The sequence below is a fragment of the Halovibrio sp. HP20-59 genome (assembly GCF_033052795.2).
GTDB lineage: Bacteria > Pseudomonadota > Gammaproteobacteria > Pseudomonadales > Halomonadaceae > Vreelandella.
The window spans coordinates 97693-120368 of sequence record NZ_JAWJUW020000011.1; the positions used below are offsets into that span (position 1 = coordinate 97693).

At 55.6% G+C, this 22676-nt stretch carries 18 protein-coding genes; 5 read left to right on the top strand and 13 right to left on the bottom strand.

From position 1 onward, the window contains the following. Positions 1-33: 33 nt before the first annotated feature. The gene (locus RZA33_RS13350; RefSeq protein WP_317508206.1) at positions 34-1218 is read right to left on the bottom strand and encodes an NAD(P)/FAD-dependent oxidoreductase; all 1185 of its coding nucleotides are present in this window, start codon (positions 1216-1218) and stop codon (positions 34-36) included. 121 nt (positions 1219-1339) lie between these two features. Here RZA33_RS13350 and RZA33_RS13355 point away from each other — a divergent pair, with 121 nt between their 5' ends. After that, positions 1340-2422, top strand: coding sequence for an efflux RND transporter periplasmic adaptor subunit (locus RZA33_RS13355; RefSeq protein WP_317508207.1), 1083 nt, complete (start codon positions 1340-1342; stop codon positions 2420-2422). Beyond that, on the top strand, positions 2422-5547 hold the full coding sequence (locus RZA33_RS13360) for an efflux RND transporter permease subunit (RefSeq protein WP_317508208.1): 3126 nt from the start codon (positions 2422-2424) through the stop codon (positions 5545-5547). Before RZA33_RS13355 ends, RZA33_RS13360 begins: the two co-directional genes overlap by 1 nt. 423 nt (positions 5548-5970) lie before the next feature. Here the strand turns inward: RZA33_RS13360 and RZA33_RS13365 are convergent, their stop codons facing one another. Continuing rightward, complete coding sequence (locus RZA33_RS13365) at positions 5971-6399, bottom strand: DUF3617 domain-containing protein (protein ID WP_317508209.1); 429 nt, start codon at positions 6397-6399, stop codon at positions 5971-5973. A gap of 146 nt (positions 6400-6545) precedes the next feature. Here RZA33_RS13365 and RZA33_RS13370 point away from each other — a divergent pair, with 146 nt between their 5' ends. Continuing rightward, positions 6546-6755, top strand: a complete 210-nt coding sequence (locus RZA33_RS13370; protein WP_317508210.1) for a CPXCG motif-containing cysteine-rich protein — start codon at positions 6546-6548, stop codon at positions 6753-6755. 6 nt (positions 6756-6761) lie between these two features. On the opposite strand, the gene RZA33_RS13375 is transcribed toward RZA33_RS13370, so the two are convergent. The 4 genes from RZA33_RS13375 to RZA33_RS13390 form a co-directional block, all read right to left on the bottom strand. After that, complete coding sequence (locus RZA33_RS13375) at positions 6762-7607, bottom strand: ABC transporter permease subunit (RefSeq protein WP_317508211.1); 846 nt, start codon at positions 7605-7607, stop codon at positions 6762-6764. Next, complete coding sequence (locus RZA33_RS13380; protein WP_317508212.1) at positions 7607-8527, bottom strand: ABC transporter permease subunit; 921 nt, start codon at positions 8525-8527, stop codon at positions 7607-7609. The genes RZA33_RS13375 and RZA33_RS13380 overlap by 1 nt, the downstream gene beginning before the upstream one ends. 34 nt (positions 8528-8561) lie before the next feature. After that, on the bottom strand, positions 8562-9740 hold the full coding sequence (locus RZA33_RS13385; protein WP_317508213.1) for an ABC transporter ATP-binding protein: 1179 nt from the start codon (positions 9738-9740) through the stop codon (positions 8562-8564). 100 nt (positions 9741-9840) lie between these two features. Continuing rightward, on the bottom strand, positions 9841-10947 hold the full coding sequence (locus RZA33_RS13390) for a polyamine ABC transporter substrate-binding protein (RefSeq protein WP_317508214.1): 1107 nt from the start codon (positions 10945-10947) through the stop codon (positions 9841-9843). 333 nt (positions 10948-11280) lie between these two features. On the opposite strand from RZA33_RS13390, the gene ahpC reads away from it, so the two are divergent. Beyond that, positions 11281-11844: an alkyl hydroperoxide reductase subunit C gene (ahpC, locus tag RZA33_RS13395; protein WP_317508215.1), complete on the top strand. Its 564-nt coding sequence runs from the start codon at positions 11281-11283 to the stop codon at positions 11842-11844. A gap of 160 nt (positions 11845-12004) precedes the next feature. Further along, a complete protein-coding gene (ahpF, locus tag RZA33_RS13400; RefSeq protein ID WP_317508216.1) occupies positions 12005-13561 on the top strand; it encodes an alkyl hydroperoxide reductase subunit F in 1557 nt (518 codons plus the stop codon). Between the two features lie 32 nt (positions 13562-13593). Here the strand turns inward: ahpF and RZA33_RS13405 are convergent, their stop codons facing one another. The 7 genes from RZA33_RS13405 to RZA33_RS13435 form a co-directional block, all read right to left on the bottom strand. Further along, positions 13594-14829 carry an acetate/propionate family kinase gene (locus RZA33_RS13405; protein ID WP_317508217.1) on the bottom strand — a complete coding sequence of 412 codons (1236 nt, stop codon included), beginning with the start codon at positions 14827-14829 and terminating at the stop codon, positions 13594-13596. Between the two features lies 1 nt (position 14830). Continuing rightward, the gene (locus tag RZA33_RS13410) at positions 14831-16258 is read right to left on the bottom strand and encodes a bifunctional enoyl-CoA hydratase/phosphate acetyltransferase (protein WP_317508218.1); all 1428 of its coding nucleotides are present in this window, start codon (positions 16256-16258) and stop codon (positions 14831-14833) included. Between the two features lie 22 nt (positions 16259-16280). Continuing rightward, positions 16281-17054 (bottom strand): enoyl-ACP reductase FabI, encoded by a 774-nt coding sequence (gene fabI, locus RZA33_RS13415; protein WP_317508219.1) that lies wholly within the window; start codon positions 17052-17054, stop codon positions 16281-16283. Between the two features lie 106 nt (positions 17055-17160). Then, positions 17161-19140, bottom strand: a complete 1980-nt coding sequence (locus RZA33_RS13420) for a PHA/PHB synthase family protein (protein WP_317508220.1) — start codon at positions 19138-19140, stop codon at positions 17161-17163. Positions 19141-19560: 420 nt separating this feature from the next. Further along, positions 19561-21477 (bottom strand): class I poly(R)-hydroxyalkanoic acid synthase, encoded by a 1917-nt coding sequence (phaC, locus tag RZA33_RS13425; RefSeq protein WP_317508221.1) that lies wholly within the window; start codon positions 21475-21477, stop codon positions 19561-19563. Between the two features lie 127 nt (positions 21478-21604). Beyond that, entirely contained in the window at positions 21605-22021 is a 417-nt protein-coding gene (locus RZA33_RS13430) for a phasin family protein (RefSeq protein WP_317508222.1), read from the bottom strand. Positions 22022-22174: 153 nt separating this feature from the next. Continuing rightward, positions 22175-22639 carry a hypothetical protein gene (locus tag RZA33_RS13435; protein ID WP_317508223.1) on the bottom strand — a complete coding sequence of 155 codons (465 nt, stop codon included), beginning with the start codon at positions 22637-22639 and terminating at the stop codon, positions 22175-22177. Positions 22640-22676 lie beyond the last annotated feature (37 nt).

The window sequence follows — 22676 nt, forward strand, 5'->3', positions numbered from 1 at the left end:
TTCTAACGCTATTGCTTGGGCTAGCAGCGTTGCCTAGCAAGATTGTCCGCAGGCGACGCCGCTGGCCCACGCCCACTGAAAGTTGTACCCGCCAAGCTCTCCCGTCACATCCAGCACCTCACCGATAAAGCGCAGCTGCGGCAAGCCTTTAACCTCAAAGGTCTTGGACGACAGCGCGTCGGTATTAACCCCGCCCATGGTTACCTCGGCAGTACGCCAGCCTTCGGTTCCCGCTGGTTTTAATTGCCAGTCGTTAAGCCTTGCCGCCCACTCATCCAGCGCCGCGTTGGCATATTGCGCCAGCGGGCGCGCCGGGTCATGGTCGGGATACCATTCCAACAGCGCTTGCGCCAAGCGTTTTGGGAAGCGTTCGCCAAGCCAGGTAGACAGTTGACGCTTGGGCGTCGATTCGCGCGCCTCACGCAGCGACGCCGCCGCATTCTCACCGGGTAGTAGATCAACCGCGAGGCTCTCGCCCGGCTGCCAAACGCTAGAAATTTGCAGCATCGCCGGGCCCGATAAGCCGCGATGGGTAAATAGCATCGGCTCTACAAAGCGGCGACCACTGGCGCTAGCGGCCACGGGCACGCTGACGCCGGAAAGCTCTGCTGCGCGGGCTTTCCAGGTATCGCTCAAGGTAAACGGCACTAGCCCTGGCCGAGTAGCAAAGACGTCTAAACCAAATTGGCGAGCGATATCGTAGCCAAACCCTGTCGCCCCCATACTCGGAATAGACAGCCCACCGCACGCCACTACGACCACGCCCGCATCAATACGACCCAGTGAAGTGCTTAGCTGCATGGCATCACCCCGCTGCTCCACGCGGGTGATCTGGGTACTAAGCTTTATATCAGCCCCCGCCCATTCACACTCGGTAAGTAACGTACGCACAATCTCTTTTGCCGAGGAGGCACAGAACAGCTGGCCCGGCGTTTTTTCGACGTGTTCAACGCCGTGGCGCTCCACCAGCTCGACAAAGTGTTCAGGTCGGTAGCGCTTAAGGGCCGAAATGCAAAAGTAAGGATTTGACGAGTAAAAGTGCTGTGGCGTAGTACCCAGGTTGGTAAAATTGCAGCGCCCGCCCCCGGACATCAGAATCTTCTTACCCGCTTTGTTCGCATGGTCAAGTACTAACACTCGCTTGCCAGCATAGCCCGCTTGCGCCGCGCACATTAAGCCAGCCGCGCCAGCACCGATGATGACGACGTCATAGATCATAATGAGGGCGACTCCTGCTGTAAAAAGCAGGCATTCTAACAGGGTCGGGCTTAAAAATTATTATATGATCAAATTACTCTATACAATTGTTGTATAAATAGTACCTAACGCTGAGAACACTATGCTTTTGCCCTTTTATCGACGACAGTTGTTGCGACTCTTATTTGTGCCTCTCACTCTACTACTGACCAATGTGGCGATTGCCCAATCGACACCCTCGGTCATTGGCACACGGGCGGTCACCACTGCCTGGTCGGATCCCATCGAAGCGCTAGGCACGCTTAGCGCTGATGAGAGCGTCACGCTATCCGCCACCGTCACGGAAATTGTCGCTGAAATCAATTTCCGCGACGGCCAGCAGGTCGAAGCGGGGCAACTGCTTATTCGCCTGGAGGATGCCGAAGAACAGGCGCAACTGAGGGCCTCCCAAGCACTACGCGAAGAACGCCGCAACGCCTCAAATCGCGCTTCGCAGCTGCAAGAACGCAATCTAGCGGCCCGCGCCGACGTGGAAGATAGTCAGTCACGTTTACGCCAAGCGGACGCGGATATTCAAGCCATTGAGGCTCAGCTCGCCAACTACCAAATAAAAGCGCCCTTCACCGGCCGCGTCGGCTTTCGCGATATCAGCATTGGCGCTCTAGTCACCCCAGGGATGGAACTGGTTACCCTCGATAAACTGGACGTGATGCAACTCGATTTCAGCGTGCCTGAAGTTTATCTCGGCCGTCTGTCTCCGGGGCTAACGCTGAGTACCACGACGGCCGCCTACCCCGACGAAGTGTTTAGCGGCGAAATTGCCACCCTCGGCACGCGAATCGACCCTATTACCCGCAGCGTCAGCGTCCGCGCTGAACTCGACAATACCGATGGGCGCCTGCGCCCCGGCATGTTGATGGAAGTAAACATTCAACAGCGCGTACGCGACACCGTAGTGATTCCCGAAGCGGCGATTGTACCCAGCGGAGATCGCCACTTTGTGATGCTGATTGAAGCGCGCGACGAAACCACCCGGCTGGCTCAGCGAGAGGTCGAAATCGGCGAACGCCGCCAGGGTGACGTGGAAATTATCGAAGGGCTATCGGCTGGCGATTTAATTGTTTTTCACGGCCTGCAGCTGGCCCGGGATGGCTTAGCCGTCAGGTTAATAGGCATTGCCGATGATGACACCGATATCCGTGCGTTGCTGGAGGCTGACCGCTAATGCGCCTGTCGGATATCTCTGTCCAACGCCCGGTGCTGGCAATGGTTATCGCGGCGCTGATTGTTGCCTTTGGCCTACTGGCGCTCAATCGTCTGCCGCTCCAAGAGTACCCCACTATCGACCCGCCGGTGGTCACTATCGATACCCGCTACCCTGGTGCCTCGGCTAGCGTGGTGGAAACGCGCATAACCCAAGTGCTGGAAGATCGGATTGCGGGCGTTGAAGGTATAGAGCTGATCACCTCGGAAAGCGAAGACGGCCGCTCCCAGATTGAAATCGAATTTGGTATTAATAACGATATCAACGCCGCCGCCAACGATATTCGCGACCGCATTGCCGGCGCGCTACGCAACCTTCCCGACGACGCTGACAACCCCGAGGTGACCAAAGCCGATAGCAGCGAAGAGGTGGTCGTGTGGCTAAGCCTTTCTGGCGAAGACTACTCCATCACCGAGCTGACCGACTACGCTAATCGCTTTCTGGTCGACAGCCTTTCCGTTCAGCCCGGCGTTGCCCGAGTGCGTGTCGGCGGCGGTAGCGACTATGCCATGCGCGTCTGGCTGGACCGCAATGCAATGGCCGCCCGCGGACTCACCGTTAGCGATATCGAAGAGGCGCTACGCGCCGAGAACGTGGAACTCCCGGCAGGCTCGCTTGAATCCGAAGATCGCCAGTTTATTGTCCGCCTGCCCCGCAGCTTTGCCAGCGCCGAGGATTTTCAGCGCCTAGCGCTGAATCCGCCCGCCCTCACTCAGGACGATAACGGCTACCTGGTGCGGCTTGCAGATGTGGCGCGGGTAGAGGTCGGCGCGGTAGAGGATCGCACTGTCTTTCGTTCTAACGGCATGCCCATGGTCGGTCTGGGCCTGATCATGCAGTCGACGGCCAATGTATTAGAGCTTTCAAACGCGGTACAGGTAGAACTTGAACGCCTGCAAGGCACCCTGCCCGACGGCATGTCATTGAGCCTCAACTACGACGCCTCGCTGTTTGTCGCCGGCGCCATTGAGCAGGTCGTCATAACACTGTTTATCGCCATGGGCTTGGTCGTGGTGGTGATTTTTATGTTCCTGGGTAATTTGCGCACCACCCTGGTCCCCGCGGTGACCGTACCGATTGCGGTTATCGGCGCTTTCACGGCCCTAGCGGTGATGAATTTTTCGATCAATCTGTTAACGCTGTTAGCACTGGTGCTCGCCATTGGCCTGATCGTCGATGACGCCATCGTGGTGCTGGAAAACATTAACCGGCGCATGCACGACTACGGCGAAACCCCACTCGTCGCGGCTTTTCGCGGCACCCGCCAAATCGCTTTTGCGGTCATCGCCACCACCCTGGTGCTGGTGGCAGTCTTTGTACCACTCAGCATGCTGCAAGGCGATATTGGTCGGCTATTTTCCGAGTTCGCGCTGACCATGGCCGCCGCGGTTGTGGTCTCCACCCTGCTGGCGCTGACCCTCACACCAATGATGGCCTCGAAAATTCTTAAGCCGGGCATGCACGATAGCCGCATTGGCAACGCCGTGCAGTGGCTGCTCAATGGCACACAACGCCGCTACCAAACGTCGTTAGAGTGGATGCTCAAAATGCGCTGGCTGGTCGTCACTATGTTTGCATTGCTGATTGCCGCCACCGCTTGGCTGGCCACGGCGCTGCCCACCGAATACACCCCCCAGGAGGATCGCGGCAACTTTATCGTATTAGTCAACGGCCCAGAAGGCGCGACCTTCGACTACATGATGGACTATATGGATGAGATCGAAGCGCGCATGACGCCGCTGGTGGAAAGTGGCGAACTGGAGCGCGTGGTGGTTCGCGCCCCACGTGGCTACGGCAATATCGAGAATTTCAATAGCGGCTTTATTATCGTCAATATGGCCGACTGGGGCAGCCGCCGCAGCGCCTGGGAGATTATCGCGGAGGTACGCCAAAGCCTAAGTACGCTGCCAGGCGTGCAAGCTTTCCCGGTGATGCGCCAAGGGTTTGGTCAACGCACCCAAAAACCGGTGCAGTTTGTGCTAGGGGGCGGTACTTACCAGGAAATTGCCCAGTGGCGCGATACCTTAATTGACCATGTGCGCGCCAACAACCCACGCTTGACGGCCCTTGAGAGCAACTACAACGAAACCCAACCGCAGCTGCGGGTAGACATTAATTATGAGCGAGCCGCTTCGCTAGGCGTGACCGTAACCGAAATTGGCCGGACGCTCGAAGTACTTTTAGGCGGCCGTAACGTCACCCGCTATGTGGACGACGGCGAGGAATACGATGTGATTTTAGAAGGTGACCGGAGCCGCCAGAATAGCCCAAGGGCGCTGGATAACATTCAGGTGCGCTCGGCACGTAGCGGGGAGCTGATTCCTCTGGCAAGCTTGGTCACCCTTTCCGACTTTGCCGGTGCCAGCACCCTGAACCGCTTTGACCGCATACGGGCAATTACCATTGAAGCCAACCTGGCGGATGACTACCCGCTTGGCGAAGCTTTGGCGTATTTAGAACAGGCCGCTGCCGACCTGTTACCCGAAGAGGCGCAAACCAACGTGGCGGGTGCTTCGCGGGACTTTCAACAGGCCAGCGGTGCCACTGCGTTTCTGCTAATTCTCGGCGCGTTGGTGGTGTTTTTGGTGTTGGCGGCACAGTTTGAGAGCCTGATTCACCCCTTTGTGATCATGCTGACGGTGCCTTTAGCCATGAGTGGCGCCCTGCTCGCCCTGTTGCTAAGCGGTCAGTCGCTGAATATCTACAGCCAAGTAGGCTTGGTGTTGCTGATTGGCCTAGCGGCAAAAAACGGTATTCTGATTGTCGAGTTTGCCAACCAACTGCGCGACGAGGGTAAAGCGTTTCAAACAGCGTTGATTGAAGCCTCGGTGACGCGCCTGCGGCCTATCTTGATGACCGCGGTGACGACGATGGCCGGTGCTATTCCGCTGATCGTCTCGACGGGCCCAGGGGCTGAGTCGCGCCTGGTCATCGGTACCGTCATTATGGCAGGGGTAGGCTCAGCAACGCTGTTTACGTTATTTGTGGTGCCCGTGGCTTACGACTTACTGGCGCGCCACACCGGCTCACCTGGGGCGGTGAAGCAACAGCTGGAAGCTGAAATAGCTAACGCGCCGTCTGACTGATGTTATTGAGCGAAGCGAAGCGTGGCAATCTCGGGGTTATTTGCCCCCGCAGGCTTAAGATTGCTTCGTCGTTTCACTCCTCGCAACGACAGATGGAATGTCGTTGCGAACGCAGTGAAGCAATCTCAGCGGTAGACTGTGTTTGTCATCGCGAAGCGAAGCGTGGCAATCTCGGGGTTATTTGCCCCCGCAGGCTTGAGATTGCTTCGTCGTTTCACTCCTCGCAACGACAGATGGGATGTCGTTGCGAACGCAGTGAAGCAATCTCGGAGGGTGACTGTGTTTGTCATCGCGAAGCGAAGCGTGGCGATCTCAGGGTTGAATGCCACCACAGGCTTAAGATTTCTTCGTCGCAATGACACCCTTAATGAAAAGGGTGCCAACAGGCACCCTTTGAAGAAAGGCTTTAAAAAGAGCTGGTGGTTACCCACACTCGCCGAGGTATTCACCCTCAATAACGGTATTCATATTCAGCTCGCCCATAGGTGACTGGGTCAGGATATCCACGCTGCCTTCGATGCGCTCGCCCATAAAGCGCATTTCACCATCAATAGTCGCTTCGCCACCCTCTGCATGGCATACCATGCTGTAGCTTAGGCCGTCCGCGTTTATGTCTTGGTCAAGCAACTCACAGCCTTCTTCTTCCTCAATGAAGCCAAATTCACTCCCATCCAGCTCTGCCTGCGTAATGCATTGACGCTCGGTTTCGGTTTGATCCGGAATTTCCATTTCGCCGCTGACGCTGGTTTTACTCACAAACTCCCACTCACCAGCGGCTACATTAGGGGTTTCAGCCAACGCGACCATCGGAAAGGCCACCAGGGCCGCTACTGCCATGTTACGTAACATCATCGCTACTCTCACTGCGTTGCTTTAGGTATTTAGAGCCTGGATATCCTACCTGATTCAATCCCACGATGCCCTACCCGGCGGCGGCCCTGCTACACTATAAGAGTAACAAACCGAATCAGCGCACCCGCTATACAAGGTAGCCAACAATGCAAGACGACGCCCTAGTCAATTATGACTTCCACTGCCCTTACTGCGATTCGCCGCTGACTTTTATGATCGACACGTCTCAGGGCAGCCACGACACCTGGGAAGATTGCCACCAGTGCTGCGCGCCTATCCAGCTACAAATTATCGTCTCGCCAATGACCGGTGAGCTCGAAAGCGTGGTGGCTGGGCGCGACGACGATGTTCTATAGTGTGAATTAGTCGTCTTGCAGCTCGGCTTCCTGTAGGGCGGCTCCCCGCTTGGTCTCACTGCGGCGCATAAAAAACCAGGCCAATAACGTTGCCAACGACACCGCCAGGATAATCAGCGTGGCAAGCGCATTGATCTTCGGCGACACCCCCATGCGCACCGACGAAAACACCACCATTGGCAGCGTATTGGCCCCTGGCCCAGAGACAAAGCTGGCAATGACCAGGTCATCCAGGGAAAGCGTAAACGCCAACAGCCACCCCGCTACCAGTGCTGGGGTAATGATCGGCAATGTAATTGAAAAGAAGGTTTTCATCGGCGGCGAGCCCAAATCCATCGCCGCTTCTTCAATCGAGTGATCCACTTCCCGCAGGCGCGCAGCCACCACCACCGCCACGTAAGCACTGCAAAAGGTCGTGTGGGCAATCCAGATCGTCGCCATACCTCGGTCGGCAGGCCAACCGGTAATCTGCGCCATTTGCACAAATAGCAACAGCAGCGAGAGGCCTGTTATGACTTCGGGCATCACTAGCGGCGCCGTCACCATCGACGAGAGTGCCGTTTTGCCACGGAAATGGCCGAAGCGGGTCATCACAAAGGCTGCCACGGTGCCTAAACAAACCGCCATGCTGGCAGCGAAAAATGCGATGCGCAGACTCGTCCACACCGCCGATAGTATCTGTTCGTCACGAAACAATTCGCCATACCATTTGATGGAAAAACCCGCCCATACCGTCACCAGTTGCGACGAATTGAACGAATATACAACCAGCACGACCATCGGTAGATAGAGAAACAGCAGGCCCACACCCAGCATAAACGTCGAGAAATTAATCCGCCGCAACTTGTTCATTATCCGAGTTCCCTGGACTGATAGCGGTGGAACCAGACAATCGGCACCAGTAACAGCAGCAGCATCACCATCGCCAGCGCTGACGCTACGGGCCAGTCGCGGTTAAGGAAAAACTCTTCCCACAGTACCTTGCCGATCATTAACGTATCCGGGCCGCCAAGCAGCTCAGGGATCACAAATTCGCCTACCGCCGGGATAAACACCAGCATCGAACCCGCCACGATACCGCCCATGGAAAGCGGCAAGGTGACTTTGATAAAGGTATTTATCTTGCGCGAGCCAAGATCCGAGGCGGCTTCCAACAGCGAGTTGTCCATGCGTGTCAAATGGGCATACAACGGCAACACCATAAACGGCAAATAGGCGTACACAATGCCAATAGTGACCGCAAACTGCGTGTTCATCATACGCAGCGGCTCATCAATCAGGCCCAGTCCTATTAATAGGTTATTGATTAATCCATTGTTACTGAGAATCCCCATCCACGCGTAGACGCGAATCAAAAACGACGTCCACGACGGCAGCATTACCAGCAACAATAGTAGCAGCTGCCAACGTGCTGGCGCCCGCGCCATGGCATAGGCCATCGGATATCCCAGCAGCAAACAGACGGCCGTGGCGATAAACGCGGTTTTCACCGACCCCCAGTAGGCGGCGATATACAGCGAATCTGACAGCAGAAAGAGATAATTGCCGAGATTGAGAAAGATTTGCAGCGTTTGGTCGGCGTACTCAAGCAGCGGGCCGTAAGGTGGAATGGCAATCGCCGCCTCGGACAAACTGATTTTGAGCACCAGCGCAAAGGGCAGTAAAAAAAACAGCGTCAGCCACACGAGCGGAAATGCGATCACAGTCCGGCGCCCTAACTGCCAGCGCTTGAACATTGCTGAAGAACGGGCTAACAAACGAGATGGCATCATTTAAAGCAGTCTCCTCGCGGTAAAAACGCAGGCATCAACGATTCAAAACAATCGTGCTGTGGTCTTCCCAGTAGACATACACGCTGTCTTCCCAGGTGGGCCGATCACCGCGACGCTCGGTATTGGCCATGCTGACCTTGATGATTTGGCCCGACGGCGTGCGCACGTAGTACAGCGAGAAACCGCCTAGGTAGGCGATATCATCGACCTTGCCTTCCGCCCAGTTATACTCCGTGGTGGGTTTTTCCCGCGTTAGCCAAATTTTTTCCGGCCGTAGGGCCACCCAAACGCGTCGATTCATCGCCTGGGTAGTAATGCCGTGGTCTATGTAGATAGGCCGTTCAAGCGCGGGGGCGACGATACGACAGTGGTCGGCAGCGTCGTCGATAATCTCGCCTTCAAACAGATTCACCGTGCCGACGAATTCCGCCACCATACGGCTTACCGGGCTTTCGTAGATATCTACCGGTGACCCTACCTGCTCAATCCAGCCGTCGGCCATAATCGCCACACGGTCGGCCATGGTCATGGCCTCCTCCTGGTCGTGGGTCACCATCATGCAGGTAACGCCGACCTGCTCAATGATCTCGACCACCTCAAGCTGCATTTCAGTACGCAGTTTTTTATCCAGCGCCCCCATGGGCTCGTCTAGCAGTAACAGCTTGGGTCGTTTGGCCAGCGAGCGAGCCAGCGCCACCCGCTGGCGTTGACCACCCGACAGTTGGTGCGGCTTGCGTTTGGCAAAGCGTTCCATATGCACCAACTTGAGCATTTGGGTCACGCGGGCATCGACATCCGCCTTAGGCAGCTTGTCCTGCTTTAAGCCAAAAGCAATATTCTGCGCCACCGTCATATGCGGAAACAGCGCGTAGGATTGGAACATCATATTGATGGGCCGCTTGTGCGGCGGCATCGCGGTGATGTTGTCACCGTCTAATAAAATGCTGCCCTCAGACGGCGTTTCAAATCCCGCCAGCATACGCAGCAGGGTTGATTTACCCGATCCGGATCCGCCTAAAAGCGCGAAAATCTCACCGCGCTTAACCTTCAAATTGACATCATCCACCGCCAGCGCATCGTCAAAGCGTTTGCTCAAACGCTTCACTTCCAGCACCACATCCTCAGCAAACCGCGGGGTTTTGCCCAAGGGCCGCGAGGAAGGTGCTGCTGGCGAAGCAGATGAAAGCGCGTTCGATAGGGGCGTAGTGACCATTAGCCACTCCCATCAAAAGGCCCGGGACTCCGGGCATTAAAAAACAAGAACAGCGAGCCGGTGAGAAGGTGCTTGGGCTCGCTATCGGGTAAGTATCTGCTTAACGGCCGGATTTTACGCGGTTCCAGATGCGCGTGCGGGCGCGCAAGACATCTTGAGGCTTTTCAGCCTGGACGTATAGGTTCTGCATGACCTCGGTTTCTGGGTAGATCGCAGGATCGTTTAGTATTTCGTCAGACAGATATTCATTCGCCGCCGCGTTGGGGTTAGCGTACCGCACGTACTCGGTAATTTCAGCGGCGATTTTCGGGTCGAGGATAAAGTTGATAAACGCATGGGCGTTTTCAGTATTCGGCGCATCAGCGGGGATTGCCATCATATCAAACCAGAGGGCCGCGCCTTCTTTGGGGATGCTGTAACCGATACTAAATTCACGCCCGGCTTCTTCGGCACGCTCGGCAGCTTGAAAAACATCACCCGAGTAACCAGCCGCCACGCAGATATTGCCGTTGGCGAGGTCGGACACATAGCGCGAAGAATGGAAGTACGTCATGTCGTCGCGAACATCGGCAAGCAGCTCACCGGCGGCTTCCAGGTCGTCAATACTTTCACTTGTCGGGTTTAAGCCTAAATACGCCATAGCGGGCGAGAGCATCTCATCGCCGGAGTCCAACATTGACAAGCCGCAGCCCGCTTCGCTTAGTGCCGCGGTTATTTCAGGGTCAAACAGCAGCGCCCAGCTATCCACCGGCGCGCCATCCCCCAAGATTTCTTTCACACGGTCAATGTTATAGCCGATTCCGTTGGTCCCCCACATATAGGGGACCGAGTACTCACTGCCTTCGTCAATGGCTTCCAAATTGTCCATTAGGTCGGCATTGAGGTTGTCTAAATTAGGCAGTAACTCGTGATTGAGCGGCTGATAAACACCGGCTTTCAATTGACGGGTAAAATAGTAGGTAGAAGGCACCACCACATCGTAGCCGGAACGCCCGGCAAGAAGCGCCGCATCGAGAATCTCATTGCTGTCATAAACGTCGTAGGTCACTTCAATGCCGGTTCGCTCGGTGAACTTTTCAAGCGTTTCCGGCGCAATATAGTCTGACCAGTTGTACACCCGCACCTCTTCTTGGGCGTGGGCAGCGCTAGCCGCTGCGACAAACGAGATGGCCGCAACGGCCGCGGAAAGTTTGTGGATATTCCCCATTCGATGACTCCTATTGTCTTCACTGTTTTAGCCTCACGCACGCCGGTTGCTGGTGAGCTAACGGCTAACATCAGCTTAGGCTATATGAATAAGCGTGCGAATTTTGCGGTGCCGCGCCCCCTACCGCAAGGCAATGTGAGAAAAACTTGTTTTTTCCCTTTCCACCCCCAGAAACCGCTGGGTCACTATTGCCCATCAACCAACGATTGCACATCACCCCATAGGTCAACACTATTGATTTGATGTCTTTTTTTAATTTTAGACATTAGTCGCTAGCCATTAGCATTAGCTTATTTATACACCTTTCACTCATGACAACTGGAGATTAACGTTATGTCCTTGATAAACACTGAAGTAAAGCCATTTAAAGCGACTGCTTACCTGAACGGCGAATTCGTCGACGTGACTGAAGCGGACATGCAAGGCCAGTGGTCTATTTTCTTCTTTTACCCGGCTGACTTTACTTTTGTCTGCCCTACCGAACTTGGCGATTTGGCAGACAACTATGCTGAGTTCAAAAAGCTGGGCGTTGAAATTTACAGTGTTTCAACCGACACCCACTTTACTCACAAAGCATGGCACGACAGCTCTGAAACTATCGGCAAACTGCAATACCCGATGATTGCAGACCCGACGCTGCGTATTTCACGCAATTTTGAAGTTTTGATCGAAGACGCCGGTCTTGCTGAGCGCGGCACTTTCGTTGTCGATCCCGATGGTAAGATCCAAATTGTTGAAATCAACGCGGGCAACATTGGCCGTAATGCCGAAGAGTTGCTGCGTAAAGTTAAAGCCGCTCAATACGTTCGTGAGAACCCTAACGAAGTATGCCCGGCTAAATGGAAAGAAGGCGGAGAAACACTGGCACCTTCACTGGATCTAGTCGGCAAAATCTAAACTGCCCACGGCTGCCAGGCGGACATTTTTTAATTCAGTTGCCCTTTTGGCAGCGCGTCACCCGGGCACCACCAGCCCGGGTGACTTGTTTCAAGCGCATGGTTTTACTGTGTGCCCTGTGACTCAACACCGACATGTTAATTACCAGGAGGCGACTGTCATGCTGGACGCCAATTTAAAATCCCAGTTAAAAACCTATTTAGAAAAAGTGACGCAGCCGTTCGAGATCGTTGCCTCCCTTGATGACGGTGCCAAATCACAAGAACTTTTCAGTCTGCTGGAAGAGATCAGCAGCCTAAGCAACAAAATCACCTTGCACAGCGACGGCCAAGCGTCACGTAAGCCGTCGTTTGCGATCAACCGCCCCGGCGAAGACACCGGCGTGGTGTTTGCTGGCATTCCCATGGGCCACGAGTTTACCTCGCTAGTGCTGGCGTTATTGCAAGTTGGCGGCCATCCGCCTAAAACGTCTGAGGAAGTGCTTGATCAAATCAGAGCCCTCGACGGTGAGATGCTGTTTGAGACCTACTACTCACTGTCGTGCCAGAATTGCCCTGACGTGGTTCAAGCGCTCAATTTAATGGCTATCTTCAATCCGAAGGTTCGCCATGTGGCCATTGACGGCGCACTGTTTCAAGATGAAGTAGAAGCACGTGAAATCATGTCAGTGCCGAGCATTTATCTAAACGGCAAGCCGTTTGACCAAGGCCGCATGACGCTTGAACAGATTCTTGGCAAGGTCGACACTGGCGCTGCCGAGCGCGAAGCCAAAAAACTAAGCGAAAAGGCCGCTTTCGATACGCTGGTGATTGGTGGCGGCCCGGCCGGCGCTGCGGCCGCTATTTACTCGGCGCGCAAAGGGATCAATACCGGCCTTGCCGCTGGGCGCTTCGGGGGGCAGGTGGCGGACACCATGGGAATTGAAAACTTCATCTCCGTCTCGCACACCGAAGGCCCCAAGATGGTCAGCGCGCTCGAAGAGCACGTGAAAGAGTACGAAGTCGATGTCATGAATTTACAGCACGCCACCGTTTTTAAAGCGGCTGACGTAGACGGCGGCCTTCACGAAATCGCGTTTGAATCAGGCGCTACGCTTAAAAGCAAAACGTTGGTTTTGGCGACGGGCGCCCGTTGGCGCGAAATGAACGTCCCCGGTGAACAAGAATATCGTAACAAAGGCGTTGCCTACTGCCCCCACTGCGATGGGCCGTTGTACAAAGGCAAACGCGTTGCCGTCATTGGCGGCGGCAACTCCGGCGTTGAAGCGGCTATCGACCTAGCGGGTATTGTCGGTCATGTAACGCTGGTAGAGTTTATGGGCGAAATGCGCGCTGACGCAGTGCTGCAGAAAAAGCTTAAAAGCCTACCGAATGTCGATATTGTTCTGAATGCGCAGACGACCGAAGTCACCGGCGACGGCAGCCGCGTCAATGGCTTGAACTATATCGACCGCACTAACGATGAGAGTAAAGCCATCGCGCTGGAAGGTATTTTTGTGCAAATTGGCTTAGTGCCCAATACCGAGTGGCTCAAAGGCTCCCCGATTGAAATGACCCCGCGCGGTGAAATTATTGTCGATGCCCATGGCATGACCTCAGTGCCTGGTGTATTCGCCGCGGGCGATGTAACCACCGTGCCCTACAAACAGATTATTATTGCCATGGGTGAAGGCGCGAAGGCATCGCTGGGTGCTTTCGACTATCTAATTCGCAACTGACATTGATAGGAGGCAGCTCTGCCTCCTTCTAATCATGATGCGTCAGTATTTGAGGCTTCTCGTATCAGGCGAAGGGCGTGCCAAGCGATCATGCGCTCCTCGTCGGTTGGAATAACCCAGGCACCCACGCGGCTTTCCCTGTTAGCGATGCGCTTGGCGTGACGGCGATTGGCATCGTCGTCGAGGACGAGGCCGAGCCATTCGCACTGTTGGCATACGGCCTTACGCACGGGGGCCGCATGCTCACCTATACCAGCGGTGAATACCAACTGGTCAAGCCCGCCCATGGCGGCGGCAAGGCTGCCGATCTCGCGGGCGATACGATAGACGTAGAGTTCGATCGCCTCCCGGGCTTCCTGGGCGTCGCTTGCCAGCAGCTCACGCATGTCGCTGCTGATACCGGAAACACCCAGTAACCCGGAGCGCTTGTAGAGAAGCTCGCTCACCTCGTCGACGCTCATGCCCTCCTCACTCAGCAAATACAGCACGAGCCCAGCATCAAGGCTGCCGCACCGGGTGCCCATGGGCAACCCTTCGAGGGCGGTGAAACCCATTGTGGAGGCTATGCTTTGGCCATTCTTGATAGCACACAGGCTTGCGCCGTTCCCCAAGTGCGCCACCACCAGCCGTTCAGCGGGCTCGTCATCATCTAAGTAGTCAGGTAGCACGCGGTTAATATAATCGTAGGACAGGCCATGGAAGCCGTAGCGGATCAGCCCCTTGTCGGTCAGCTCTCGGGGTAGGGCGAACTGCTGAGCCACTCGCGGCTGTGTCGTGTGAAAAGCGGTGTCGAAGCAAGCCACCTGGGTGAGCTCGGGCCGCTGCTCTGCAAGCCGCTTGACCGGATCGAGGCAATAAGGCTGATGCAGCGGCGCCAAAGGAGAGAGCTTATCGAGCTCATTGATCGTCGCGGCGTCGAGCACCACCGGCGCATGGAACTTTTGACCGCCATGCACCACGCGGTGACCGACCACCTCGAGCTCCTCCAGGTCGGGCTGCTTGTCGATCCAATCGAGTAGCCAGGAAAGGGCGTCTTTGTGTCTCGTGCTTTCCGGCAACTTGGTGTCGCCGGAGAGTTCGATCACCTCGCCCTGGTCATTCTCTACGCTCACATCGGGTGTTGAGTGGTCGTCGCCGCCGAGCCCCGCGACCTTACCCCGGTAGCGTAGCTCTAGGCTCTTCGGGTCGTCATCTTGCGTTTCAGACGCGGCGAAGAGAGCGAATTTGAGACTCGAGGAGCCACTGTTGATGACCAGAACATTACGCATTTCAGCTTTCCTTTTCGGTACGCTGGCGTTTCTGGTGCTCGGCCAGCAGCAGAGCCAGGGCACAAGAGGCCATGCGAGTGATCGCCTCGTCGGCACGGCTGGTCAGCACGATGGGCACCCGCGCTCCCACCAGCACACCGGCACCGGTGGCATCGGCAAGATAGGTGAGCTGCTTCATGAGCATGTTAGCGGACTCCAGGTCGGGGGCGACTAGGATGTCGGCCTGCCCGGCCACCTCCGAGTCAATCCCTTTGGCCCTGGCGGCATCCTCGGAGACGGCGTTGTCGAAAGCGAGTGGGCCATCCAGGGTGCCGCCTTTGATCTGTCCACGACGCGCCATCTGGCAGAGAGCGGCGGCGTCCACGGTGGAGGCGATCTTGGAGTTGATAGTCTCCACGACGGAGAGGATGGCCACCTTGGGGTTCTTGTTGCCCAGGGCATGGGCCAAGACAATGGCGTTCTGGACGATGTCGCGCTTGTCGTCGAGATTAGGATAGATATTGATGGCGGCATCAGTGATGAAAAGGGGGCGCGGGTAAGTGGGCACGTCAAAAGCCATCACGTGGCTGATCAGGCGCTCCGTACGTAGACCACTCTCGCGCTTGAGTACCTCGCGTAGCAGCTCATCAGTATGCAGAGCACCCTTCATCAGCGAGTCGGCCCGCCCCTCTCGCACCAAGGCCACAGCCTTTTCCGCAGCAGCGTGGCTGTGGGGCACGTCCACCAGCTCAAAATTATCAATATCGGCCTCTGCCTCCTCTGCGGCCGCCTTTATTTTATGGGCGGGGCCCACGAGCAGGGGAATGATCAGGCCATGCTCGGCGGCGGCAACAGCACCCAGTAGTGACTCGCGATCCACCGGGTGTACCACCGCCATTGTGATGGCTTCTGGGTGATCAGCGGCAGAGAGAATCTCGTGCAGGCGACCGCGCTCGGCCAGCCGAATCTCCGGCATAACGGTGCGCGGCCGTCGGATTTTCTCGGTGGGAGCGAGTACCCGCGCCTCGCCCTCGATGACCACCTTGCCCTGCTGATTCTCACAGCGGCAGTCGAAGGTGATCTGATTCTTTTCGTCATCCTTGGAGGTGACCTTGACGCTGGCCCGGATCACGTCACCGAGCTTCACCGGATGGCGAAACGTCAGGGTCTGCCCCAGGTAGAGGGTGCCGGGGCCGGGCAATCGTGTACCGAGCACAGTGGAGATCAGAGCGCCTCCCCACATGCCGTGGGCGATAATCTCCTGGAAGCGGCTGCTGCGGGCAAAGTCATTATCCACATGGGAGGGGTTGACGTCTCCCGACATGATCGCAAACAGCTTGACGTCATCCATGGTGAGGCGCTTCTCGAAGCTGGCCTCGTCGCCAACTTTTATCTCCTCGAACGTGTGATTTTCGATGTAGCGTTCGTTTTCCTGGTGTATCTCCATCATGCTGCCCTCGGTCGTTGTTCACTCAGTAGCGAATGCGATCACCGCCGTCGATGTAGTGCAGAGTGCCTGTGGTGGCAGCACCGGCGGATGATGCCAGATAGACCGCGGCGTGGCCCACGTCCTCAATGGTGGCCAGACGATTCAGCGGGGCACGGGCCTGGCTTGTCTCTACCAGTTCGTCAAAGCCTTTGAGGGCGGAGGCGGCGCGGGTACGGATTGGCCCCGGAGAGAGGGCGTGCACGCGAATCCCCCGCGGGCCAAGCTCCATGGCCAGGTAGCGGCTGGCGGACTCAAGCGCTGCCTTCACCGGGCCCATCAGGCTGTAGTTCTCTACCACGCGCTCCGCGCCGAGGTAGGACATGCAGATCAAAGTGCCGCCCTCCTCCATCAGTGGCTCAGCGCGCCTGGCCATGCGCTGGAAGGAGTGACAGGAAGTGTCCATGGCAAGTTGGAAACCTTCCAACGAACAGTCGATCAAGCGACCATGAAGGTCTTCCATCGGGGCGAAGGCAATGGAGTGGATCACGAAGTCGAGCCGGCCCCAGCGCTGCCTGGCACGCTCAAAGAGCGCTTCCATCTGCTCCTCGTTCTGAACATCGCAGTACACAAGTTCGGGGTCGCCCATCTCGCTGGCCAGCGGTTTGACTTTGTCCTCGTCCTTAGGGCTTGCATAAGTCACCAGCATCTCGGCGCCCGCCTGGTGAAGCGCCTTGGCACAGCCGAAGGCGATACTATCCTGGTTGGCAAGACCGGTCACGATGCCGACCTTGCCCTGCATGGAGAAAGGATGCGTCATGGGAATCTCCTTGGGGCTTTGCGTGCGGCATGGCACGCGAGAAGGAAAGTGCCCGTGCTTCCATACGCCCGGAAAGGGACATTTCTGATGGTTACCATCGCCTCATTCAGCGCTGAAATACGTAAGTGCCCGGCGCCTTTTCCAGAGGGGTGTAGTCCTGGGCACCCATTTCTGGCGGTTCGACCTGGGCCGAACTATGCTCACGCAGCCAATTGCTCAGCGCAGGCCACCATGAGCCGTCGTGATGTTCAGCCTGTTCGCGCCATGTTTCGGGCTTGAGGTAGGGTTCTTCTTGGCGCGTGCAGCGGATCTGATAGCGCCGTTTTTTATGGCCTGGTTCGCTGACAATGCCTGCATTGTGGCCGCCATTAGTGAGTACAAAGGTCACATCGCTATCGGCCAGCAGATGCAACTTGTAAACTGACTGCCAGGGCGCGATGTGGTCATGGGTGGTAGAAACGCAGAAGATCGGCGCCTTGATATTGCTGACCGCAACGGGTTCACCGCCCAGTTCAAACTTACCGTTGGAAAGCTGGTTTTCCAGGAACAGCTTGCGCAGATATTCGCTGTGCATCCTGAAGGGCATGCGCGTGGTGTCCGAGTTCCACGCCAGAAGATCGAACATTTCACCACGATCGCCTAGCAGGTATTCCTGAATGCAGCGCGACCAGATGAGGTCGTTGGAACGTAGGAGTTGAAAGGCGCCAGCCATCTGGTGGCTATCCAGATAACCGCGGTCCCACATCATGTGCTCAAGGTAGGAAACTTCGCTCTCGCTGGTGAATAGGCCCAACTCGCCCGGCTCGCTGAAATCGGTCTGAGTGGCGAAGAGCGTGAGGCTTTCGAGCCTATCTTCGCCATCGCGGGCCATCTGCGCTGCCTTGGCGGCCAGCAGTGTTCCGCCTAGGCAATAACCAACACCGTGTACCTTTCGTTCCGGCACAATAGCCTGGACGGCATCAAAGGCTTCGCCAACAGCGGCCGCATAATCTTCCATCCCCTGATCGCGATCCCCAGCCGTTGGGTTGCGCCACGACATGGCAAAGACTGTATAGCCCTGATCAACCAAGTAACGGATCAGCGAATTGTGCGGAGAAAGGTCTAAAATATAGTATTTCATGATCCAGGCAGGCACGACTAAAAGCGGCTCTGAAGCCACTTTATCGGTCGTGGGGCTGTACTGGATTAATTCCATCAGATGGGTCCGGTGTACCACTCGCCCTTCGGCAGTAGCCACATCCCTGCCCGGGACAAAATCCTCGGCGCCGACCGGTGGGCGACCGGTGGTCAGGCGCTCCCAGTCCTCTACAAAATGCTTGGCCCCGCGTATCAGGTTGCTACCGTACTCCTCGCGGGTACGCTCCAAAACCTTAGGATTGGTCCATAGGAAGTTGGTAGGCGACACTATGTCCAACAGCTGTCGGGTGACAAAGGACACAATCTGTTCGTTGCTCCGCTCCAGGCCATCCACATCGTTGGTCGCGCGGTACCACCATTCCTGTGTCAGCAAGAAGCTTTGCTTAAGCATGTTGTAGGGCCAGCGATTCCACGCCTCATCATCGAAACGATGATCATGCTCCATGGGTTGGATGCACGGTTCTGCCGTGCTGCTCTTCGAGGCATACGCCGCAAAGCCGAAAAACCGCCCCCATGAACGAACGGCGTGATCGGCAAGCTGTATGTTCTTGCCGGGCGACCCCGCCGAGTGCATCCACCACGTGAAAAATTTAGAGCTTAGGCCGAAGGGTGTTACTCCACCGGTTGCCTGCGCCAATGCGGCTTTCACTGTGGCGTCCACCGCTTGGATGCCGTACTGCTCTTCAGGATCCGCAAAGCGATACGCAAGATGAAATTCCGGCGGTTCAGCCGAAAGGCCACAGCGTTCTTCGCGCTCACTATCGTCGATGGAATCAGATCGCGGCGCTTTGGGCTGCGCCAAATGAGCCTCGGATGCTTGGGTTTCGGCAGCCTGTTTGTCCTGGGTCTGCTTCGCCGTCTGGCTTTTTTTTGCGCCGGCTGTTTCGCGCCCGTTCTGATTAAGGGCTCGCTTGGACTGTTCGGTGGTGTTAATTGGGTTTTGGGCCATGTCATCACCTCTTACAACTCGTTATCCTTGGCTCAGCCACCGCTGTGTTGAGTGTGGCGCGGCCATGAAGTCGGAGTGCCCTGCCGCAAGCAAGGCGCGATGAGGCCTTGGAAGTTGCTGGTGACCAGCGCAACTCGTTTGCTCTGTGGCGTGAAGCTCTCCTTACCGTCAGTTATGGGATTTGAAGCCTAGCGTAAACCTAACCACGTTTGACAATTCTTGATTAAACGTAGGCAGTCCGCGACAAACGTTCAAACCCAAGGTCGGCGGTCTTAAGTTACAAGCGCGACGTTATTGAAGGTTTCCGGCGCAGCGAACAGCTCCTTGAGTGCCTCGGCGGAGTCTTCCTATGGCGAGGGCCAGTCCAGCGCCGGTAGTTAGCGATACGAAACGTCAACAGCTTGTAGTGTTAGTTATCAATCACGACTGAGCCGGGATTTCACCTAACACCTCTGGAATCGTCATCTTTACATAGCGCCCCGGCGCTGGCTCAATTATCTTAAGATCGCCGTCGCCAGGTTGGCGCGCGGGCACCATCTTGTCGCTATCCGCATAGCCGTTTTCGGTTATCCAGTTCTGCCAATGGGGCCACCAGGAGCCTTCATTAAACGTTGCGTTTTCCAGCCACGCCTGGTGGCTATCCGGCAGCGTATCGTTGGTCCAGTAGCCGTACTTGTTCTTGTGCGGTGGATTAACAATACCCGCGATATGCCCCGAACCGCCCAGCACAAAGGTGGCCGGCCCCTTGGGCAGCAAGGCACCATAGTAAGTGCTGTTCCACTTGGCGATATGGTCTTCTTTGGCGGATACAAAGTAGCTAGGCGAAGACACCTTACGCAGATCAATTTTCACGCCATCCAGCTCAATACCGTTTGGCTCAACCAACCGATTCTCTAGGTACATGTGGCGTAGATACCACGCATGTGTACCGGCAGGTAAGTTGGTGCCGTCGGTATTCCAATAAAGCAGATCAAACGCGACGGGGGTTTCACCCTTCAAGTAGTTATTAATGTAGAAAGACCAAAATAGGTCGTTTTCACGCAGCAAGTTAAAGGTATAGGCCATTGAGCGGCCATCCAGATACCCCTTCGCTTCTAGCGATTGTTCAATCCCCTCAACCACACGCTCATTCAGAAACACACCGATGTCGCCAGGGTCGCGGAAATCCTGCAACGTTGCCATGTAGGTCACAGACTTCACTTTGCGGCCGCGGCGAGTGCTGGTGAGATACGCCACCGTAGAGGCGGCTAATGTGCCCCCAACGCAGTAACTAAGTAAATTAACCGATTTCTCACCACAAGCCTGTTCAATAGCTTCCATCGCGCTAATGGGGCCCATCTGCATATAGTCGGCCCAGGTGATATCGCGCTGCTCCGGGCCAGGATTTCGCCAGGAAATCAGAAACACCGTATGGCCCTGTGCCACTAGCCACTTAACCATGGAGTTATCTTCGCGCAGGTCAAGAATGTAATATTTATTGATCCATGGCGGCACCATCAGCAGTGGTGTTTTAAAGGTCTTTTCGGTTGTCGGCGTGTATTGAATTAGTTGAATCAATTCGTTTTCATAAACTACGGCGCCGGGCGTCACGGCAATATTTTCGCCCACGCCAAAGGCGGCGCGATCGGTCATACGGACATTGATGCCTTCGGAAGAGTTAGCTAAATCTTCACGCAGGCGCTCCAGTCCATCCACCAGGTTCTGGCCGCGAGTTTCGACAGTGCGTCGCATCACTTCAGGATTGGTGGTAATAAAGTTGGTCGGCGACATTGCACTGACTAACTGGCGCGCATAAAACGCTAAATTGCGTTTATGGGTGTCATCCAAACCGGTTAAGTTTTCAACGAGTTCTTCGACCATCTGCGAGAACAGCAAATACTGCTGCATGACGGCCATGTAATGAGGGTCTTCGGACCAGGACTCGTCTTTAAAACGACGATCACTTTTGCTAGGGGTGATCAGCGGCGTTATAGCCTCCCCCGCCATAGCACGCATGCCCTGCTGCCATAGTAGCCATTGGTCCTGAAGCAGGCGGGCTTGGGTTTCCCACATTAAGGTAGGGTTTTGCATCAGCGACTGGGCTGCCGCTTCAAAGCTTTCGCGCATATCGCTGTAAACAGAATCGGCGGCTTCGCTTGGTGCGATACGAGAAAGGAGTTCCTGCATCAAGCCCTGGTACTGTTCGCTAATCGCTTTAAGCTGGCTGTTCCAAGCTTCGGCTTCCGATTCGGATAAGCCCTCAGGCAGCTGATGAGGAAAGCCTTGAGTAAACCCTTGAGACAGACTTTCACGTAACCCAGACATTTGCTGAAATGGATTTTGCCACGCTGACTGCATACTTATTCTCCCTACGCCTATGGTAGGCGGACCGAACTTTCTGGCCTAGGATGCAATGATCCAGGTTATTGTAATCAACACTATAAATGCGTCGCGGCGCCTAAAGGCGCCGCGACGATATCACCCATCAGCTTTTACGCGACGACTGGCTGGAGGCTTTGGCGGGTTGAGGTTGTTCACCTTTCGCAGCCGCTTTGGCTTGATCGGACATTTGCTGCCCGGCTTCGCTGAACATCTTCTCCATTTCAGACTTAAACTGCAGGCTCATCTCGCTCATTACCCGCGCGTCTTCTTGCATCTGCTGGGAGAGCTCGGTCATCATTTCGGCCTGCTTGGTGCCGAAATCGCGCAGGCTTTCTGCGTCTTCAATCTCAGTGGCGCTACGAATCCGCTCAGTGCCCATTTGGCTGTAGCGCTTCATGGCTTCCAACTGATAGTGAGTCATTTTTTCCATGTTATTGAGCATTAGCGAATTCATTTTACGCATAGGCTCGAACATCTGTTTCGTTTGGGCGTTGAAGGCGTCCATCATATTGTCTTGCATCGTGTCTGCTCCTGTTTAGTTCCTTGGCATGAGCCTTAGGCTTTGCACAAAATTACCTGGAGTGACTCATCGTGAAGTAGCTTTGCTGCACTGCAAAAAGAGTAATCGCTAGCATGCTGCTTTGCAACATTGTTGAGATAGCGCACATACTCTCTACCCTTTTGCTCGAGAACGGGAAGAGGAAGCGGCCGCTTGGGCCCTAGAACTCCTCGCGCTTGATGGCTCTTGATCAGAAGAAGTTTTATTCGACGTATCTTGGCCCGATGAACCTTGACTTGATGAACCTTGACTTGATGAACTTTGGCTCGACGTTCCTTGGTTAGCTTCCTTATCTTTATCATCAGCTGAGCCGCTATTGCTGCCAGCTTGACGCAACATATCGAGCATCATCTGCTGATAGGTGCCGAAACTGGCAAGCCCCTGGGAAAGCCCCTGCTGCATCATCGGCTGCTGAAGATAAGGACGCATCAAACTCATCGGGTCATAGCCCTCAACCCCAGACTCCATTTGCCGTTGAATATTTTCCAGCAGATTTTTCTGGAACGCCTCTACATCCGGCAGGCCCAGCGACTGGCGAAACTCATCCGGGGTGAGGTCAAATTCAACGTTAATTTTCATAAACGGCTCCTGCTTTTGACGTTGTTTTAATTGAGTG

What these genes read in the sequence shown, in the direction of transcription:
- RZA33_RS13350 (WP_317508206.1), bottom strand. Translation starts at nt 1,218, where the DNA reads ATGATCTATGACGTCGTCATCATCGGTGCTGGCGCGGCTGGCTTAATG.
- RZA33_RS13390 (WP_317508214.1), bottom strand. Translation starts at nt 10,947, where the DNA reads ATGGGGAATATCCACAAACTTTCCGCGGCCGTTGCGGCCATCTCGTTT.
- RZA33_RS13355 (WP_317508207.1), top strand. Translation starts at nt 1,340, where the DNA reads ATGCTTTTGCCCTTTTATCGACGACAGTTGTTGCGACTCTTATTTGTG.
- ahpF (WP_317508216.1), top strand. Translation starts at nt 12,005, where the DNA reads ATGCTGGACGCCAATTTAAAATCCCAGTTAAAAACCTATTTAGAAAAA.
- RZA33_RS13360 (WP_317508208.1), top strand. Translation starts at nt 2,422, where the DNA reads ATGCGCCTGTCGGATATCTCTGTCCAACGCCCGGTGCTGGCAATGGTT.
- phaC (WP_317508221.1), bottom strand. Translation starts at nt 21,477, where the DNA reads ATGCAGTCAGCGTGGCAAAATCCATTTCAGCAAATGTCTGGGTTACGT.
- RZA33_RS13410 (WP_317508218.1), bottom strand. Translation starts at nt 16,258, where the DNA reads ATGATGGAGATACACCAGGAAAACGAACGCTACATCGAAAATCACACG.
- RZA33_RS13405 (WP_317508217.1), bottom strand. Translation starts at nt 14,829, where the DNA reads ATGCGTAATGTTCTGGTCATCAACAGTGGCTCCTCGAGTCTCAAATTC.
- RZA33_RS13430 (WP_317508222.1), bottom strand. Translation starts at nt 22,021, where the DNA reads ATGCAAGACAATATGATGGACGCCTTCAACGCCCAAACGAAACAGATG.
- RZA33_RS13385 (WP_317508213.1), bottom strand. Translation starts at nt 9,740, where the DNA reads ATGGTCACTACGCCCCTATCGAACGCGCTTTCATCTGCTTCGCCAGCA.
- fabI (WP_317508219.1), bottom strand. Translation starts at nt 17,054, where the DNA reads ATGACGCATCCTTTCTCCATGCAGGGCAAGGTCGGCATCGTGACCGGT.
- RZA33_RS13365 (WP_317508209.1), bottom strand. Translation starts at nt 6,399, where the DNA reads ATGATGTTACGTAACATGGCAGTAGCGGCCCTGGTGGCCTTTCCGATG.
- RZA33_RS13420 (WP_317508220.1), bottom strand. Translation starts at nt 19,140, where the DNA reads ATGGCCCAAAACCCAATTAACACCACCGAACAGTCCAAGCGAGCCCTT.
- RZA33_RS13435 (WP_317508223.1), bottom strand. Translation starts at nt 22,639, where the DNA reads ATGAAAATTAACGTTGAATTTGACCTCACCCCGGATGAGTTTCGCCAG.
- RZA33_RS13375 (WP_317508211.1), bottom strand. Translation starts at nt 7,607, where the DNA reads ATGAACAAGTTGCGGCGGATTAATTTCTCGACGTTTATGCTGGGTGTG.
- RZA33_RS13370 (WP_317508210.1), top strand. Translation starts at nt 6,546, where the DNA reads ATGCAAGACGACGCCCTAGTCAATTATGACTTCCACTGCCCTTACTGC.
- RZA33_RS13380 (WP_317508212.1), bottom strand. Translation starts at nt 8,527, where the DNA reads ATGATGCCATCTCGTTTGTTAGCCCGTTCTTCAGCAATGTTCAAGCGC.
- ahpC (WP_317508215.1), top strand. Translation starts at nt 11,281, where the DNA reads ATGTCCTTGATAAACACTGAAGTAAAGCCATTTAAAGCGACTGCTTAC.